The organism is [Chlorobium] sp. 445 (assembly GCA_002763895.1).
Lineage (GTDB): Bacteria > Bacteroidota > Chlorobiia > Chlorobiales > Thermochlorobacteraceae > Thermochlorobacter.
Genome location: NSLH01000025.1, coordinates 14500 through 33394 on the forward strand (window position 1 = coordinate 14500; position 18895 = coordinate 33394).

Annotated in this window: 15 protein-coding genes and 1 pseudogene; 6 read left to right on the forward strand and 10 right to left on the reverse strand. The window is 46.6% G+C overall.

Annotation, left to right across the window (positions count from 1 at the left end):
- Positions 1–8: 8 nt before the first annotated feature.
- Entirely contained in the window at positions 9–2885 is a 2877-nt protein-coding gene (locus tag CMR00_09855) for a hypothetical protein (protein ID PIO47528.1), read from the reverse strand.
- A 147-nt stretch (positions 2886–3032) separates the two neighbouring features.
- Between CMR00_09855 and queC the strand changes: the two genes are divergently transcribed.
- Positions 3033–3713 (forward strand): 7-cyano-7-deazaguanine synthase QueC, encoded by a 681-nt coding sequence (gene queC, locus CMR00_09860; GenBank protein ID PIO47529.1) that lies wholly within the window; start codon positions 3033–3035, stop codon positions 3711–3713.
- Positions 3706–4896, forward strand: a complete 1191-nt coding sequence (locus CMR00_09865; protein ID PIO47530.1) for a hypothetical protein — start codon at positions 3706–3708, stop codon at positions 4894–4896. Before queC ends, CMR00_09865 begins: the two co-directional genes overlap by 8 nt.
- 69 nt (positions 4897–4965) lie before the next feature.
- Here CMR00_09865 and CMR00_09870 read toward each other — a convergent pair whose 3' ends face one another.
- From CMR00_09870 to CMR00_09895, 6 genes are all read right to left on the reverse strand, one after another.
- The gene (locus tag CMR00_09870; GenBank protein PIO47531.1) at positions 4966–6057 is read right to left on the reverse strand and encodes a hypothetical protein; all 1092 of its coding nucleotides are present in this window, start codon (positions 6055–6057) and stop codon (positions 4966–4968) included.
- Positions 6032–7099: an RNA pseudouridine synthase gene (locus tag CMR00_09875; protein ID PIO47541.1), complete on the reverse strand. Its 1068-nt coding sequence runs from the start codon at positions 7097–7099 to the stop codon at positions 6032–6034. The genes CMR00_09870 and CMR00_09875 overlap by 26 nt, the downstream gene beginning before the upstream one ends.
- 194 nt (positions 7100–7293) lie before the next feature.
- Positions 7294–8646 (reverse strand): lysine 2,3-aminomutase, encoded by a 1353-nt coding sequence (locus tag CMR00_09880; protein PIO47542.1) that lies wholly within the window; start codon positions 8644–8646, stop codon positions 7294–7296.
- A 226-nt stretch (positions 8647–8872) separates the two neighbouring features.
- Positions 8873–9319 (reverse strand): rRNA maturation RNase YbeY, encoded by a 447-nt coding sequence (ybeY, locus tag CMR00_09885; protein PIO47532.1) that lies wholly within the window; start codon positions 9317–9319, stop codon positions 8873–8875.
- Positions 9320–9333: 14 nt separating this feature from the next.
- Complete coding sequence (locus CMR00_09890; GenBank protein ID PIO47533.1) at positions 9334–9777, reverse strand: hypothetical protein; 444 nt, start codon at positions 9775–9777, stop codon at positions 9334–9336.
- A gap of 60 nt (positions 9778–9837) precedes the next feature.
- Positions 9838–10335 (reverse strand): hypothetical protein, encoded by a 498-nt coding sequence (locus CMR00_09895; protein PIO47534.1) that lies wholly within the window; start codon positions 10333–10335, stop codon positions 9838–9840.
- A gap of 84 nt (positions 10336–10419) precedes the next feature.
- Here CMR00_09895 and CMR00_09900 point away from each other — a divergent pair, with 84 nt between their 5' ends.
- Positions 10420–11592, forward strand: a complete 1173-nt coding sequence (locus CMR00_09900; GenBank protein ID PIO47535.1) for a hypothetical protein — start codon at positions 10420–10422, stop codon at positions 11590–11592.
- Between the two features lie 171 nt (positions 11593–11763).
- A complete protein-coding gene (locus CMR00_09905) occupies positions 11764–12363 on the forward strand; it encodes a hypothetical protein (protein ID PIO47536.1) in 600 nt (199 codons plus the stop codon).
- A 75-nt stretch (positions 12364–12438) separates the two neighbouring features.
- On the opposite strand, the gene CMR00_09910 is transcribed toward CMR00_09905, so the two are convergent.
- Entirely contained in the window at positions 12439–14364 is a 1926-nt protein-coding gene (locus tag CMR00_09910; GenBank protein ID PIO47537.1) for a hypothetical protein, read from the reverse strand.
- Positions 14365–14546: 182 nt separating this feature from the next.
- On the reverse strand, positions 14547–15905 hold the full coding sequence (locus CMR00_09915) for a peptidase M16 (GenBank protein PIO47538.1): 1359 nt from the start codon (positions 15903–15905) through the stop codon (positions 14547–14549).
- Positions 15906–15985: 80 nt separating this feature from the next.
- On the opposite strand from CMR00_09915, the pseudogene CMR00_09920 reads away from it, so the two are divergent.
- Together CMR00_09920 and CMR00_09925 are read left to right on the forward strand one after the other, a co-directional pair.
- Positions 15986–17507 (forward strand): annotated as a pseudogene (locus tag CMR00_09920) (ABC transporter permease).
- Between the two features lie 315 nt (positions 17508–17822).
- Positions 17823–18455: a hypothetical protein gene (locus tag CMR00_09925; GenBank protein ID PIO47539.1), complete on the forward strand. Its 633-nt coding sequence runs from the start codon at positions 17823–17825 to the stop codon at positions 18453–18455.
- Between the two features lie 222 nt (positions 18456–18677).
- Here the strand turns inward: CMR00_09925 and CMR00_09930 are convergent.
- Positions 18678–18895 (reverse strand): hypothetical protein (locus CMR00_09930; protein PIO47540.1); only part of this gene is annotated, 218 nt, incomplete at its 5' end.

Sequence of the window (18895 nt, forward strand, 5' to 3'; positions counted from 1 at the left end):
GCTGCTGGCTAACGCAAGAGTTTCTCGAATACATCACGCACGACAGCCTTATTTGGTGTGTTCGTCCCATCTTCTACGCGCCATGTGCGAGCGCGCTCCAACACTTCGCTTTGCTCCTCAGAAAGGTAACGATACTCGATTAGCTCACCACGACGTAGCTTGAGCAATATCGACCAGATTTTATCATTGCGTTTTTCATCACCTTCTCTGCCATCATCGCGCAAAGCAATCTTTTGCGGCGCAAGCGTCTCTGATTGCAAAATTTCAAGCACGGCGCTACGTGCTGCCGGTTTTGCAGATAAATCCAATTCAAACCGCACTGTAACCGTATTCACCTTATCTTCTTGCACAATCCTGAATTTTTCTTTTGGAATGCGGATGCTCTTCTGATGCTCTTGCCACAAGAGTGCAATACCCAAGTAGGCGTCTTTATCGTGCACGCGTTCCTGTCCTGCAATCGCACCCAGAAATCCAATGCGATTAGGCAGTTTCAACTCGGAATACGGTACGATGACTTCCAAGGCTTCATCGCTTAGCGCCATCTTAATTTTGCTTCCCGCTTGTGCTGCGGCATGCAACACAAATTCCATTACAGCGTTTTCTTCAAGTCCAAGCAGCAGCGAAAGTTTCTTTGTCGTGTCGCTGAGCAATTGTGTCAGGTTATTATTTTTTGCTGCTGCTGCAAAGCAAAATGCATCATTTGTAAGTCCGTAGTAGCACTTTGAGAGTGGGAAATCAGCTAAGTCGCTCGTGGAGAAAATGCCTGCAATGTCAAACCACTCTGTTTCTGTCAGCAAGCCATCGAATTGAATGTTATTTAGGTTCAGCAGTCGCAGCGGCTTTCTTTCTTGTGGTAGCACAATAGGCGCGAAAGTTCGCCGCTCTATACCTCTGAGCATGCTTGAGAGTTGGTCGTAAATTCTATCCAGATGCGCTCTGAAGTTTTTATCGATATTTTCTATTTCTCTCTCTTTCTCAAACGCTTGCTCTCCGTAGTGTTTGAACCACATAGATTGCTCGGCAGCATAGAGTTCAACCCATGCTTGATGCCCGGTCTTTGGCGTGTTTTCACTTTGTTTTTGCACTTCAAAGTCTATGTCAGGCGTTGGGGGCGAAAGATTTGATTTTTCAAGATCTGCACGTGCCAGCGCAAGGTAGGTCCAAGCCAGTCGTTGTTGTGCGTTGCCAATCCATGTTTGAATATCTTGCTCAGCTGCCAGCACAAGTTGCTCGAGTCGCTTTGCTTTTTCGCCTTTATCTAACTTGCTGTTGCGATTCGTGTTCAGTACTTCACTTGGTCTTTGTGTGATGATGTGCGTCTTTTGACTTTCTGTACCCAGTGCTTTGAAAAAGTGCTCAAGAAATAGGGCGGTTTGCATCTTGCCATCGAGGAGTTGATGAAGGTCAAGACGCAGCGTCAAGAGATTTTGCGCGCCCGCATAGCGGCTCAGCGATTTCAACCACTCTGTAATAGCTTCTAACCAGGCCTGATTTTGCAAGCGTTCTCTCAAAGCCGCAACAGCGTCAGATTCATCAAAGAGTAGCCATAGCTGCAACCCTGCAGCTCGATAAAGACTTGCAATTTCTGCTGGCTGAATCTGTGCACTAGGTTTTCCTAAGGCTTTTGAGAGTGCTGCTTTTGGGGCAAGTACCCACAGCGCCCCGGCTTCTTCATAGAGCGGCAGCGAGGCTTGCGAAATCATCAGGGCGTTTGGTGCAAATCCTTTTGGCGCAGTGCCTACGAGTGTTTTCAGACGGTACACTGCGCGCGCAATGTGCGCTCTGGCATCATCACTTGCGTCTACTCTCAAAGGTAAATCGGCACCGTCTCCCAAGGCTTCTTTTGCCTCGTCAGAATCTATTAGCAGCGGTATCAGAGCATTAAATGCCGGCGTTGTGATGACATCAAGTCTCCACTCTCTTTGTCTCTCACTCTTTTTGAGACTTTTCCCCTTCGCCACACTCATTTGTACTGGTGCACTGCTGCTTTGGCGTAGCATAAAGAGTACCATTTCCATCATTTTGTAGGTTTCCACGACCAGTCTCTGACAATCATCTTCCCCGATAGGTCGAGCCAGTTCGTAGGTGTCGTCAGTTGGGTCTGCAGGTGTTTTATTTTCGTCGCGCGTGAAGTAGTCGCTAAGGTCAATCGAGAGTTGCTGTTCTACTCCAGTTTTTTTGTCAGTGAGTTTTCGCCCCAGTGCATAGAGCGGTAGTTGATATTTTTGGGAGAGCAGCGATATGTCAAAGTGCGCTATTGTGTAGAAAAACTTAATGCGGATGCGATCGCGTACTGTATAAAGTGCACGGTTTTGAGTCCCTACTCTTGCACCCACTTTCATATCGTTTGGCAAGAGCCGTGCATATTCTGGAAATCGTTTTAGGACTTCTTCACTAACACTGAAGCCGTTTGCTTCTTGTGTCTTAGAGACATTAAGCAGCATATCTAATTCTTTAGCCGAGAGCTCTGTCGATGATTTGAGTAAGATATCGAGCCACGCATCAGTTTCTCCGCCATATTTTTTCAGATAGCCCTGTGCATCAATTGTGTTACTGCTAAGGTCAATAAATTCTCTGAGGCGAGAGACATAGCGATGCAGGGCAGCTAAAGTTTCTGAAGAGATACAGACTGTTGCTGGCAAATCTGGCACTTGATAGAGCCGCATAGCAAGCGGGAAAAATGTGCTGGTTACAAGATGCCTCACGATTGGCTGCGGCAATTCACGGAGCGCAATATCTATGTCTGCTGTCGCATCAAGTTGCCAGACAAGATGCAACCGCAGTGGCTCATTTGCGCTCGCTTTGAGTGGCTGTGCTACGCTATTTGAACACAGAACAAGAAGTGCCAGTAGTGTCGCTGTTATTTTTATCAACTTTAAGGGCATTTAGATTCGGTGCAAATATATCATGGTCTGTGCTCTCTTGCAGTGCTGCAGCTCGTCTCTGCGTTTTCACTGTTAGAAAATTTGGTCATCTTGCTGTAAACTACCGCAAATGATTAACTTCACAGAAAATTAACACGAGAAATCATTATGCGTGCGCTTGTGCTCTTGAGCGGTGGAATGGACAGTTTAGTGACGACCGCAATTGCCAAACACTTGGGCTACGAACTTGCTGCCCTGCATCTTAACTACGGTCAGCGCACAGAGCGGCGTGAACTGAAAGCCTTTCATGACATTTGTGATCATTATCATATTGAGCGGCGTTTGGTTATTGATGCCCATCATCTTTCCCAAATCGGTGGCTCTTCGCTGACGGATCTGAACATTCCCGTTAGCCCAGCCAATCTGCACAGTCGCGAGATTCCCACAAGTTATGTACCGTTCCGCAATGCCAATATTTTAGCCATGGCAACAAGTTGGGCAGAAGTGATTCACGCTAACAAAATTTTCGTTGGCGCTGTCGAAGAAGATTCTTCTGGCTATCCTGACTGCCGCAAAGAATTTTATGAGGCGTTCAATTTAGTTATTCGCTTAGGTACGAAACCCACCACGCACATTGAAATTGTTACGCCTGTGATAGAGATGAAAAAATGGGAAATTGTAATTCGTGGCATGGAACTCGAGGCGCCCTTTGAGTTGTCGTGGTCATGCTATCAATCTAGTGATATTGCTTGCGGTGTTTGCGACAGTTGCGCCCTGAGGTTGCGGGCCTTCGAGCGTGCAGGTATCCGCGACCCAATTGAATACGTTGTGCGTCCAAGTTATGTCTAAGCCTATTGAGCATGTCAAGCGCCGTAAAGTTTTTCTTCAGAGACATTCATCAAGAACAATCCTCCGCTCTCTTGTCTTGACAAAGCTGTTACCCCGTGTGTGTAACTCTGTCGTCTTTTTTTCGCTCTTCATAAAATCTTTCGCGTCGTGTAAGAAAATTTGCAGGAGTTTTCTTACGTTTGTGCAGTTAAACTGTTGCGGTATGCAACTGCCCGAAGTAGTAAAAAGGAGAGTAATTATGTCAGAAGTATTGAAAAAAGAGCAGACCTCTCTGCATCGCGTGGCGATTTCAGAGCCTGAACCAACACGCCACCCAGACTCTAAGCCACCAGCCTCAAGCGGATTTATTCGCCTCGAGTATTTAGATACTGAAAATTTGCGCCATGTTTATTATGGCGGACTCATTCTGCGCAAGTATACGCACATTTACTTAGCGCGTGGCGTAATGATTGCAACGTCGTTTGCGTTGCTTATGATTTTTAGTTATGTCAGCTGGAAGTTCATCAAAGCTCATCTGGAAGGCGATGATGAAGATACTGCAGTTGTTAATGTTACTCGTACGGTGAGTATTGTGGATTTACCGCCGCCACCGCCAATGGATGAAAAAGCGCCGCCGCCGCCGCCACCTGCAGCTATCAAGCCACCAGAGTCACCTGACATTGGCGAAATCAAGCGTGTTAAAGATGAAGAAGCACCTCCGACACGCACGATTGCAACACAAGAAAAACTTAAAGAAATGATTGAAAAAGGTGCGGTTACCGGCGATGATACCACAGGTCTTGCCGATGCGCATCGTTATACTGCAAGTGCATTAGGTCGCGGCGAAAACTTATCGTTAGCTGAACGCGACGACAAAGAGGAACCTGACCCCGATGTCTTCGTAGCTCTCGAAAAAGAGCCGCATTTTGTCAATCAAGTTAAGCCTGTTTATCCTGAAATTGCACGCAAGGCTGGGCTTGAGGGTCGTGTTGTGGTACGCGTCTTGATTGATAAAGATGGTAAGCCAAAGAAGGTGCAAGTCCTCAAAAGTTCAGGCATTGAGTCATTTGAAGAAGCTGCTGTCGAAGCCGTGATGCAGTCTTCCTATTCACCAGCCATTCAGAACGGTAAACCTGTCAAATGCTGGATGACAATTCCAATTAAGTTTTCGCTTAATTCGCCTTCTGCTCCTAATTCGCCCTAAATTAAGGTGTTAGGGCTTTAGTGCAAGATGCGTTCAGTGTGATAGACGACAATGAGTATCGAGAGTTTATTAGTTAGGCATCTCGGGCTCAGCATTCACATTTGGGTCGATGTTCTGCTTAATCCAATCGGCAATTGCGCCTGCAGATTTCCAAATCACATTGATGTGGTTTGCATCTTTAACCACGAACAATTCTTTTTGCTCGGCATTTGTTAAGCGCCGCAGTGATGTATCGGCATCACAGACACGTACGAGTTCATCGCGTTCGCCAACGACCAGCAGCGTTGGACATCTCACCAATTGGTATGCACGTGCAAGGTCTGTCGGAAATGATGCGAAGAGAAACTGTATGGTGTATTTCGTTGTCAGCAATGTATCTCGCACAGCAATTGCGACTAACTCATCTTCGGGCAAGATGAGTTTTATAGGATAGGTCTTGACATTGAGCAGCGAGGCTGGAAACGCTGCTGCCATTTTCCATCCGTCAAGTGTTGCAAACGCGCCTCTGCGCAAAAATTTTCGTCGCTTTGCTTGCTCGAGACTATCGCAACGCGGATTGCCTAAAAAGCCTCCAGCCATCAAAATCAGTCCATCTGGGGCTTTGTAGAGATTTTTCCGTTCGCTGAACTCGGTGATGAACCGCAGCGATAGCCCTGCACCGAGACTGTGACCGCCAAGAATAATTTTTTTGTTTGGAAAGTCGCGCCGCAGTGTATTTAAGAACAGCCGTACATCGCGTACCAGTGCATCAAGCGAAGGGACATCGCCACGTGCACCACCTGAGCGTCCATGACCACGTAAATCCAGCAACGCAGTTGCAATGCCTCGTGCTGCCAAAGAATCACCAAGCGGTAAGTATAATGCAGACTGTGCGGCAATCCCATGAATAAACGCTACCACCATGCTGGGTTCTTCTTTTGGCAAAACCACACGATAGGCTATCGGCGTGAGGTCAAATGACTGAAATTGCCTTGTGCTACCATTTGCTTCAGTAATCAGGCGCTCATAGACGGCACGATCGTCCGGTGCAATCTCAAAGACAGATGTCTGCAGCGCTGGTGCTGATGCGCAGCCATATAAACTCCAGAACGATAGCAGCAGCGCAGCACGCGTGATATGACGACACCGTGCCAAGTTAGTCGGCGCAGGATAGATGCACATGTTTGATTTTTTCTAATGCTTTTGCCATATCAGCTGGCATTGGGGCAGTGAAAGAAACCTTTTCTTTGTGTTTTGGATGCTCGAAAGCTAGATAGGCGGCATGCAAGGCTTGACGAGGCAAGACTTCAAATAAGTTTTTTACAAACGCTTCACTTCGGGCAAAAGGCAAGGCACGCACGCTTGCACCGCCGTATGTGGCATCGGAGAGAATCGGATGCCCAAGATGCTGCAGATGCACGCGGATTTGATGCGTACGCCCTGTGTGCAACGTCAGTGAAAGCAGTGAAAAAAAGGCATAGTCCTCGACAACTTCATACTCAGTGATTGCTGGTTTTCCTTCTGCCGTTTCACTTTCGTTGTACGGGTAAGCTGCCATGATTTTTCTATCGCGCTTGCTGCGCCCGATGTTTGTTTTGATCACTCCTCTTTGCAGCTTGGGTACGCCCCAAACAATGGCTTGATAGCGCTTTTCGGTGGTGCGTGCTGCAAACTGCTTTGCTAGTGCATAGTGCGTTTCATCATCTTTTGCAACCACAATAAGCCCTGAGGTGTCTTTATCCAAACGATGCACAATGCCCGGGCGTAGGTCATCTTGATGGCGTGATGACAGCCGTGCAGTGTGGTAGAGCACTGCATTTGCCAATGTGCCTGTCCAATTTCCAAACGCAGGGTGCACCACCATTCCTGCAGGCTTGTTGATGACCATCAACCATTCATCTTCAAAGACAATGTCGAGCGGAATGTTTTCGGGCTTCATTTCAGGTGCTGGCGGGTGCGTGAAGATCACCTCAATATGGTCGTTGGGCACAACCCTGTAATTAGCTTTTGTAGGTTGCCCATTGACCAGCACGCGCCCTTCTTCAATGGCAGCTTGCACACGACTTCGCGTGGCATTCTCAATTTGGCGTGTCAAGAATTTATCAATCCGCTCTCGCCCTTGTTTGGCGGACAGACGTATCTCAATGCGCTTTGGCGCTAGGGCTTCCAGACTTTCTTCATCATCTAAAAACGGCTCAAACTCTGTGCCTGCTGCGTTTCCCATTTCATCTTTCATTTCATCATTTTTTGAGCGCCTAAATTATCAAATCGCATGCAGTTTCACACCTCTGTTTTGCCCGTTTTTTACTTGTGCTACAAAAAGACAAACCGTAGAGCGCTTGAAGCATCTTTACTTTTTTGCGATGACTTGGCGTTCTTTACGGTCTATGCTTTTTGCGGTGTTGCAGCGCTTAATTCTCAGAAATAATCTTGAATTTCCATGCCCAAATTAAAGCCATTTGCCTGACTATGCCGATTTGCTTGACTGTGTTCGTTTAGTGGATGTGAGTTTGCGTGAGTGTTTGGGTGCCCATTCTGACTTGCTATCTCGAGTGGATAGGGCAACGCAAGATCGTCTTGCACTTGGGGATAGATATACGTTTCGCCTTTGTAGTTCTTCATCACCACTTCTTTATCATCCATTTTTTGGATGTAGTGCGGCAGCAGCGGGATTTTGCCGCCGCCACCGGGCGAATCAATCACGAAGTGCGGTACGCCCAGTCCTGAAATATGCCCGCGTAAGGCTTGAATGATCTCTAGCCCTTTTTCGACCTTGGTTCGGAAATGTTCTGTGCCGCGCACGATATCGGCTTGGTAAATGTAGTATGGGCGCACACGCATTTTGAGTAGCCCTTTCATCAAGGCTTTCATGGTTTCGGGGTCGTCATTGACGCCTTTGAGCAGCACACATTGATTCCCGACGGGGACGCCTGCATTAACAAGTCTTTCGCACGCTAGTTTAGCTTCTGGTGTGAGCTCGCGCGGATGATTAAAGTGCGTATTGACATAAATAGGGTGATACTTCTTGATGATGTTCACCAATTTTTTGGTAATACGCTGCGGTAAGACACAAGGGATTTTCGTGCCGATGCGAATAATCTCGACATGTGGAATTTCCCTAAGTGATTTGAGAATAAACTCAATGCGGCGGTCGGAGAGTGTGAGTGGGTCGCCGCCTGAGAGCACAATGTCGCGAATTTCTTTATGCTCTCTGATGTAGTCCATTCCAGCTTGAAGGTATTTGAGACTAATTTTTGAAGCATCTGAGACCTTGCGTTTGCGCGTGCAGAATCGACAATAGATTGCGCATTCGTGAGCCACAAGGAACAGCACGCGGTCAGGATAGCGATGCGTGATGCTTGGGACAGGCGAATCTCGCTCTTCATTGAGCGGATCGTCTACGCAGCAGCCTTTGATAAGCTCATTTTTGCTGGGTACAACCTGCTTGTATATCGGGTCGTCCTTTTCTTGGATGAGCGACGCATAATACGGATTGATACGAATATTGAACTCTTGCTCAAGCTGTTTCATTGTCTCTAAGTCTTCGCCCCAAATGCGATGCACTTCTTCGGGTGTCTCAATACTATTGCCAAGCAAGGTTTTCCAAACTGTATCCTCATCGTTTTCTTTGGCTAGTTTAAGCTCAGCGTTTGGATGTGCTAGTTCTTGTTCATGAAGCTGTTTTGTTAATCGTGGTTTTGTTTGCAGCGCGATCTTGACTTCTTCTGCAATGGTTTGTGCTCCTGCTGCTAGACTCTGCCGTGTCGACATAAAGATGTGTGGTTTGGGTTTTAGAATTTTTTCACACATCGTTAAGTCAACTTCAATGCCAGTTTTTCATTGATGCTTGATGATATGGCCGTCTCTTGAGGCAAGTAAAATCAAGGGTCTACAGGCGGTTATTTTCTACATAAAAATTTGCGCTTCTACTTTCTCACATTGAGAAGATTTCTAAGAGGGGGCACAACAAAGCTCTTTCACTTTGAAAGATGTTGCGTCATTTTACTTGTGCTTGCGCTAAGTTTTGCTTGTTTGCATGCTCAAGTAGCCAAAGGTAGCGGTCTTCTTTTTTGGTCATAATCTCTCGCTGCGCATCGGTTTCATCGTCATACCCAATCAGATGCAGCGTAGAATGAATCGTTACACGCAGCAGTTCAGTAACAAAGCTTTGCTTGTAGCGACAGGCATTTCGGCGCACGGTATCGAGTGAGATGTAGAACTCACCTTCAATGGTTTTACCGCTGTTAAGTCGAAAGGAAATGGTGTCAGTAGCGTAGTCATGCTGCAAGTAAGTCTGGTTTATCTTTTTGATAAGTTTATCACCGCAATAGACCGCCGAAATCCTTTCTGCGCGGTGCTTTTCATAGCGCAGCACAAGTTCAATTGCATGAGCTAGTCTTTTTTTGGGAAGCGGTTGGCGTGTCGTATTGCTGAGGATAATCACCTGCTCTTTTGCTGTTATTTGATTTCTGCCAGTTTATGTTCAGTAAGTGCCAGTTGCATAGCGCAGCCAATCACTTCACCAGAGAGCTTAAAGGGATCTTTGGAGAGCAGTGATTTATTAACATTAGCATAGAATGTGATACCAGCATCTTTGCCAATGACGAAGCCTGAGATTTTACTACCGTTCTCTGCAAACAAAATGACTTCTCCTAATTCTTCGCTGACGATGTAGTCTGTGCAGAAATGCAATTGCAACAGCCCAAGCGGTGTGAAGGCTTGCACTAAATTGCCAACCTCATCCCCGATTTCCAGTTCAGGATAAATTTCCAAAGACACCTTGCGCCTGCTGATAAGGTCTTCAATCTCTATGCGGGCGTGGTTGTGCTCTACAATTGGCTCTTTGGCATCCAACGCTTTGGCGATTTTCTTATAGTCTTTCTTGTTAAACTTGTAGCTCATTGTCGTGTTCCTCACAGTTTAGATGAATGCAAGTTTGACTGATGGCTAATGGACATACAGCTAAAATGGTGATGGTGTTACACTGCCGAGCGCTATCACGATACCAGCAATTGCAGCAGCAATAAACGCTACAATGCCAGCATTACGCGCTGTGAGCCATGGCTCCATTTCAGAGTGCATGGTCGCACTGGTATCTTTTTGCACTGGGGCTATCGATAGTGCCTCGTGAGCACTTATTTCTTCTTCTGGCACAGGCTTCAGGCTGCCTCCGACCTGTCTTTTAGTCTCAGCTTCTCCTGCCGCCGCCGCATCTGATTCAGGTGTCTGTGCCACTGCCGTGTCTTTTTGTAAGGTCTGGCTTTTTGCAAATTCAGCGCACTCTTTTTCTTTTTGCTCAAGATATTTGCGCTCTGCCATATTCAAACTTACTTGCGGTATTTTTTTTAACTTAAGCAAAAGTGAATCCTTACACGGGTTTTGCTTCTCAGTTGGCTGTGTATAAGCCAGCAGTGGCACGGCAAGACACAGCACGGTGAAGTACAAGAATTTGAATGGCATAGTTATGCGTTCAGTTCGGCTGAATATACCAAAAGCATACGGATTGCAAAGGCAATTGCAGAGACTTCCCTATTCTTCTTAAACTTGTTTATGCAACGACTCTACAATTTTATTGCTTCAACTGGCAGTCTCTTGGCGCCACGTCGCCCAGAGATGCTACGTCCAGATTTTTTATCATCGCGCATCGCCTCAGGAGAGATAAAGAAAGTTCTCATCATTGCTCTTCAACAGTTGGGCGATAATATGGTCTTCACACCTGCACTTAAAGTCATTGTTGAGCATCTTGGACATTTGCAACTTGATATGCTGGTCAATTCCGTTGGCTACGAAGTCTATAAAAACATTCCGCAGATTCAGCGCTTCTACATTGATAAAACTTGGTATTGGGGCAAAGGCGAGCGCAAACTGCTGCCACTTTTTAAGTTGCTTTTAGAAATTCGCCAGCAAAGATATGATTTAGCCATCTTAGATGCGACATGCGCCGCACTCAAATATCCTACAATCGCCTACCTTACACGCGCCCGATACCGCTTAGGGATTGATCAAAATCGGCGTGGGTTCTTTAATAACATTCCTGTTCCTTACCGCCAGAACCTCAACCTTGTTGAGCGCAATCTTTCTCTTCTGCCATTTCTGGGCTTACATGTTACGTCTCGGCGTCTCTGGCTACCGACTTCAGAACAAGATAAGCGCGACGCTCTGCAGCTTATGCAGTCCATCAAACAAGATGATTCTGAAAAAATTGTTGTCATTCATCAAGGCAGCAATTGGTCATCGAAGCAGTGGTTTACGGAGCGTTGGATAGAGCTTAGCAAGCGCCTTTTGATGCACCCTTCACTCAAACTTGTCTTTACAGGTGCAGAGCGTGAGCGTGAGCAAGTGGAACCGATTCTCAAAGGGCTTGCCTTTTCGGGACGTGTCTTCTCGCTGATTGGCAAAACGACCATTCATCAACTTAAGGAGTTTATTGAGCTTTCCAATCTTTTTATCACATTAGATACAGGTCCGATGCACATCGGCAATTGTACAGAGACGCCCATGCTGGTCTTGATGAGTGCAGTCGACCGCGAAAATTTTTGGATTCAACCCTCCGTACGTGTTCGGGTTCTGCGTAAAGACGTTGCTTGCAAGTATTGCTTGTCAGAGGTTTGCCCACTGGGCACGAAAGAATGTATGTCACTTATCACGGTTGATGAAGTTGCGCAAGTCGCTTCAGAATTCTTGAGCCAGTCGACTCACCTGTCAGTAACTTCCTAAATGTGCGACCTTGCTTTCGTGTTCGTTTCTATTAGCCGTTCATCCTTAGATAGCAAGTTATCCTGTATCACATGGCAATTTTTATGTTCTCACTTCTCACGATGCATTTTCACGGTGCTATGCTCTGTTTAGCGTGACAGTCTTTTACCTTAATCTATCATATCACTTGAGATGAGAATTGAAGGGCATCGGCTCTATATTCGCCCAGTCGAATTGCGCGATGCTGCGCCGCTCGCCGAAGCTATCAATCAATCGCTTGATACCCTGCGTCCGTGGATGCCTTGGGCACAACACAAAGTGAGCCTTGCAGGTGAGCAGCGCTTCATTGAACTGGCAACACAGGAGATGCGCGAAAACAAATCACTGACTTTTTGCACGTTTCTGCGTGAGAATGATGAACTGATTGGTGCCGTCAGTACCCACCCTATTGACTGGGCGAACTTCAAAACTGCAATCGGCTATTGGATTGCTAGCGCGCATCAGGGAAAAGGCTATGCTACTGAATCTGCGCTCCTACTCTTGGAATACCTCTTTACGGATATGAATCTCTATCGAGTCTCTGCTGCTGCTGCACCAGATAACCATGCCAGTTTGCGTGTGATAGAAAAGTTAGGCTTTGAATTTGAAGGACTGCAGCGCGGCGCGCATCTTGTCGGTAGTCGCTGGCAAAACCTCAAAGAATTTGCAATCCTTCAGCCTGAGTACAAGCTGCGCCGAAACTCACTCTATCAACGCTTCCTTGCTGGCAAGCCACCGAAGGTCAAGTACTAACTCTGAAGACTGAGTCAGTTACTTTCCACACTTGATGGCACAACATGATGTTCTTCTCTCTGAAGAAGTCAAGACTTATTTCTTGACAAACTCTTCATCGGCAATACTTGTGTTATGCTTGATTGAGCTTACCGTGAGTTGCACATCTGCCATACCCAGCGATTGCACGATTTTAAAGGGCTCCATGATACCGTCGACCATCTTAAAGTCAGAATAGGTCGTCGTTACCTCTATCTCGCCTTGCGGGGTGTTCTGCCGCCTTGTCTCGGAAATCAGCATGAAGTCTTCGGCATCGAAAATGAGCGTAGCTTTGTCGCCTGTGGGGCGTTCTAGTTCGGCGACATAAACGGGTCTGCCCTTCATCATCTTTTTTTCTTTTGCCGTGAGCTTGTAGCCAAGTTCAGCAGTACGATAGAGTGCATTGAACTGCGCCTCATCGAGAGCTTTTTTGAGTTCTTCCCCCGAGAGCTCTCGCGTACCTTGCATTCCACTTTGCACCACTTTCTTTCCGTCGTTGTAGACTTCTTGCGAAAAGAGCGGCGTGGTAATAATGAAGATCTGCTTGTTTGGAAGTTTTTCTGTGCGCTTGAAAGTGCCTTCAATCGTTTGCGGACCAGCGAAGATACTCACCTTGCCTTCTGTTACCCGGTCCTTGATTTTCTTTACGGCACTCTCGCCACCCATAGCTTCAATGTGCTTCTTGAGCAGTTCTTCACCTGTCAGGTCCAGCGTGAGTGAAATGGCAGGCTTGAGGTCAGTATCATAGACGCGCACTTTTGCAATTTTTTCAAGCGCTGGTTTGATTTCTTTGGCATCGCCGACGACCACAATCGCAAGGTTATCGGTCTCGATATACTTCTTTGCAAGTTCCAGCGCTTTCTCAGGTGTTACGCGGCTTATTTTTTGTGCGTAGGTTTTGTAATAGTCTGCAGGCAAGCCGTAGAACTCAATGTCTTGAAGTCGCGTGGCATTCAGTTCGGTACGCTCAAGGCTCAAAAGGTAGTTCCCTGAGAGATACTCACGTTGCAATTTTAATTCTTCTTCTGGAATCATCTCCGACTTGATGCGGCGCATTTCGGCCAGAATTTCTACAATCGCAGAATCGGTTACGGCATTGCGCACTTCGGTGTTGGCTGAAAAATATCCGAGTTGCCGCAGATACGAGCCGCTGGCATAGGCACCATAGGTCCAACCATGTTTTTCACGCAGGTTTTGAAAAAGTCGCCCTGAAAAACCGCCCCCGAGTACTGATTCGACTACTCTGAATTCGACCAGGTCGGGATTACTACGCGACACACTGCGGTATCCTACACGGATATTAGACTGCACCGAGCCGGGTAAGTCTACCAAGTGAATGACCTTGCTGCTGAGGTCAGGTAACTCACTTGCCGTTACCCTCGGTGGTGAGCCCTGTTTCCACTTCCCAAAATACTTCTCCAACTTTTTGACAATTTCATTTGCTTTGATGTCGCCGACCACAGCTATTGTTGCATTGTTAGCAAAATAATGTGCATCGTAGAAGGCTTTGACATCTTCGACGGTGATGGCATTGACACTCTCTTCAGTTTGAAATTTGCCATAAGGATGCTCACCGAAGAGCACTTTGCGCTGCAAGTTTGCTGCAAGCGTACCCGCTGTTTTCTTCCCTAAGGTGATGCTGGAGAGGGCTTGCTTACGCAGAATCTCAAGTTGCTCTTTTGGGAAAGTTGGGTTCAGCACTGCATCAGAGAGCAAGTCAAGCAGCTTGTCGGTGTATTTTGTGAGCCCTGAAATGAAGAGCGAGGTTGCATCATCTCCTGCACTTGCATTGTAACTTGCCCCAATTTTATCTGCTTCTCTGGCAAAGTCAGAGGCTTTGCGTTTTGGTGATCCTCTGCCCAAGAGTTCTGCGGTAAAATCTGCCAGTCCGACTTTTTCGCCATCTGCCGAATTGCCCACCTTCACGAGCAACCGAAAGCTTACAGTTGGCTTACGGTCTGATTCAATGATGAAGACTTTCAAGCCATTTGAGAGCGTGACTTGACTAAAATCTGGGAATGATGCACTTGGCGCTGGACCTGCTTCAGGCTTTTTGGTGCGATCAACTTGAGCTAAGGCTACTTGGCTTGCAAAAAAAGTGCGATGAAAGCCCAGAGATACTTTTGCATGCTGTGTTCAAATTTTGGGTTTAGCTTTATGCTTGACTATTGATTTTTCTTTTTGTCAGGGGTTGGATAGTGTATCACTGTTCGATTCTTCTCGCTGAGATATTTTCTTGCAACGCGCTGAATATCTTGGCGGGTTAGCTTCAAATACTCATCGAGCTCTGTATTGATGAGATTTGTATTGCCGTGGAAGCAATAGTAGTTAGCCAGATTCACTGCGCGACTAAACATGGAGCCAAAGGCATTAGCGGTTTCGGATTCTTTTTGGTTTTTGGCTTTCTCGAGTTCTTCTGCCGTGATGCCTTTGTCTGCAATTTTCTTGATTTCTTCGTCAATGATTTTATCCATTGTTTGGATTTCTACGCCGCTATTGCCGATTGCAATGACAGCAATCATCCCTGCATCTTCTTGCAGGAAGGGGAAGACCGATGTCTGCACGGCTACTTGTTCATCTTCCACCATGCGTTTGTAGAGGCGTGAGCTTTTTCCATTCGCCAGAATTGAGCTTAGCATCTCTATTGCGTAGGCATCCTTATCGCGCTGTGTGGTTGCGCGCCATGCGTGAATGGTTGCAGGCAGCGGCGTGTTATCCATTACCACTTCTTTATACTTTGGAGCATCTTGCAGCGTAAAGTTGATTTTAGGTCGCTCAATATCTTTACCACGCGGAATGGGACCAAAGTAGGCTTCAACTAACTTTTTGGTTTCTTCAATATCGAAATCCCCTGCAATGGCTAGCGTTGCATTATTTGGGACATAGTACTGCTTGTAGAAGTTACGAAACTCTTCAATAGAGGCTTGGTCGATGTACTGCGCTTCGCCGATAGGCGTCCAAGAATACGGTGTGCCCTCAAATACATTTGCTGCCATATTGAAGAAGACCGTACCGTAAGGCTGATTTTCATAGCGCAAGCGGCGCTCTTCTTTAACCACTTGGCGCTGTGTTTCGACACCGATGCTATCAATCTTAGCGTGCATCATGCGTTCCGATTCAATCCACAAGGCAAGTTTGAGCTGATTAGACGGCAAATTGAAAAAGTAGTCCGTACGGTCAAACGAGGTCGATGCATTGAGATTTCCACCTGCACCTGAAATCAGCTTATCAATTTGTCCACGCTTAATGTTCTCAGTGCCTTCAAACATTAGATGTTCAAAGAAATGCGCAAAGCCTGTGCGGTCAGGTCGTTCATTTTTGCTGCCGACATGGTAGAGTACATACGTTGCCACAACAGGCAGTGAGCGATCTTGATGCAAAATCACATGCAAACCGTTTGGCAAGTCATATTCGATAAACTCAATTTTTTTGCGCGCTGTCTTATTGCCCTTAGCTACGCGCTGCCCAAAACCAGTTTGAACGGCAAGTGATAGAAGAAGTAAGATGAGCGTTAACTTTCGCATAAGAAAAGCAGTTTGGCTTGATAAAGGTAACCGAGTGCGAATCTACATGCTTTTCTTATCTTTCTGAAATTAGTTTTGCTATGCCTGAACAGACAACGAATACGCCATCGTCCTCACTTTCAGTTGAAAGCACAGCGAGCGTTGCCTCTCCAGACGCTCACGCTCACTTTCAGCCCTCAGCTCTAGATCGCCTCATTCCAGGCTTTGGCTTACTGCGTTTAGGCAAATGGTTTTCTGGTGCGCTATGGTTAGGCGTTGCGCTTATTTTTTAGCACTCATTGTGTTTCGGTTCCCGCTTTTTGTCGGTGGCTTAAAATCGCTTGTGCTTTCGTTGTTTCTACTGCTCATTTCTGCGCATGATTTTGTTGAGATTTTTACAACGGACATCCTTGAGTTTTGGGTCGGATCGCTGTACCTGATTTTTGGCATCGTCGGCGCTTATTTTTTTGCATATCGTCAGTACCGAAAAGCTCTTGCAGAAGGACCTCTGCGGCGCAGCAGCTTGAGTTTGTGGCAACTGGCGTGGCGATCGTTTCGCAAGCGCACAGTTGCTGTCGTCGCACTGCTGATTACAGGTGCCTTGTATTCTGTGGCACTGCTTGCGCCATTTCTTGCTCCATTCGAGCCTAACGACCAGCAAGATTTTACCGTCACGGCGTTTCAGCCCCCGCTCTCGACGCTTACTGCTCTGAAACTTCGTGCGCAAAAATCCTTCTCGATTCCTTTGCGTGAAGAGTCTACTTTGACTGCGCAGCTGGCTAACGCGCTTATAGAGCAAAATTGGTGGCTACGCTTGCGCGGCGAAACCGAGCAAAAAATTTTCGTTACAGACTTTCGTGTAGAGGGCGAAAAAGTCTTCTTGCAGCAGGACTTTCGCACCCGCGAACTGCCACGCCTTGACTTTGCCGACGGCAATTTTGTGCTCAAAAATTTTATCTGCTTGGCACCGACCAATATGGGCGCGATATTTTTAGCCGCGTCATTTATGGCTCACGCATCTCACTCTCGATCGGGTTTCTTGTCGTCCTGATTTCCATCACGATTGGTACGGTTTTAGGTATCACCGCAGGCTATTTTGGCGGGTTTGTCGATAATCTCATCATGCGCACAGTGGATGTGCTGATTGCTTTTCCACGCATCTTTCTGATTTTGATTGTGATTGCACTCTTCGGTAACTCCATTTTCCTTGTGGTACTTACGATTTCACTTACAGGCTGGATGAATGTCTCACGCATTGTGCGCAGTCAAGCGCTTTCACTTAAAGAGCAAGATTTTGTGCAAGCCTGCAAAGCCTTAGGTTTTTCAGATTTGCGCATCATTTTTGGACATCTTGTGCCGAACGCTCTCACGCCTGTCATTGTGGCAGCTACGCTTAGCATTGGCAATATCATTTTAGTTGAAGCCGCTCTGTCCTTTCTAGGCTTAGGGGTTCAGCCGCCGACGCCCAGCTGGGGCAACATCATCAGCGAAGGGCGCGATAATCTTCTTAGCCACTGGTGGATTTCCACTTTTCCCGGTCTTGCTATCGTCTTGACCGTCGTCTGCTTCAACCTTGTCGGTGATGGCGTCCGCGATGCCTTAGACCCACGCCAGCGCGATTAAGCCTTGACTTTGCCAATACCTGCAAAAAAAGCCTTCAAAATCTTCAAAAAAACCTTAAAAATTTAACCTGCCTTCTTATTACCAGTTAGTTATACAAGCATCCTTTTTACCCACTCAAATTGACGAGGTCTCGGATGCATAAATATGCAAAAAAGTGCGTTTTTATGCAGAAAACGCGATTTTTTATCAATTTTTGACTACACCTCGCACTTTTTCCTATCTTTAGCGTTTGAAGTTTATCTCCAACTTTCCTAAATTTGATCTTGTACCAAGCACAAGAAATCTAAAATTGCCTTAATTTCTAAGGAGGCTAATATGCACTGGATGGAATGGAACCCTGGGCTGAACAACGATGACCTTACACTGCGTGAAGTCTACGACTCGCTTCCTGGTTACTCACAAAGCGAGATTAACTGGATTGTCAGAGCATTAGAAAATCCGAAAAGTCCATTTGCTTTAACTGGCGCAATTGACCTCTTCGGGCACGACTGTGTTCATGTGCTTTTAGGCAGAGGATTGCTTGCCCAAGATGAAGCCTTTGTCATTGGCTTTACGATGGGCACAAGCAAGCATCTTTCCTCATGGCAACACAACTTCTTCAAGTTTGCAACCCAGCATCTTTATCCAAAAGAATACCGCTTCGATGACAACGACCTTAAAATTTTTGATTTAGGCGTGGAGTGTGGTATCAAATCTCCCTGCAAAGAAATTTACAAGATCGATTTTCGCCCCATGTTAGATATGCCCTTAGGCGAGGTACGCGCTAAGGTCGGCATCGACAAACAGTTGCTACTTGATGCGTATCGAATCGAGCAGTGGTTTGTCCCGCAAAGCCCCGTGAGCCGCAGGTTGCCAGTGCGACATATTTCCAACAAGCCTACGCTGCGTGAAGGCAATGTGAACGGCTCTTCGCCAGTCAGCGATGGCTTATCGATCGGTATTGGCTAAGCACACATCGGGTTGCATGCTCATTTTCCTTTAAGACAGGATTTATTCAGCCTTGAGCGTGCGCATCAAAACCGTCTTGTTGCTTTCTACGCCTAAACGCAATGCAAGTAAGAGCCTAAGCCAGAATTCAATCAATCGCTACTGCTGTAGTCTCTCAGTTTCTGTTTTAGCCACACGACGGGCAGCACATCCTGACGGTGGGGCTGCTCGTTCACAAACGCTTCAAATTTTTTGTTTGAGCCTGCCGAGCTGTACTCTTTTTTTGGGTATGTGCTCCAACTCCTGCACAAGGCACACAAATTTTCTGTAAAAATCAATTAGTCTCTTCTCGTTTTGCAGAAAGGCTTCTGATGCATGCCGCCGACAGCGTTTGAGGATATTCTCAGTGATGCGCTGTGCCTCTAAATACTTCTTCTTTTCGAAGCAGATAGCAACTTCTG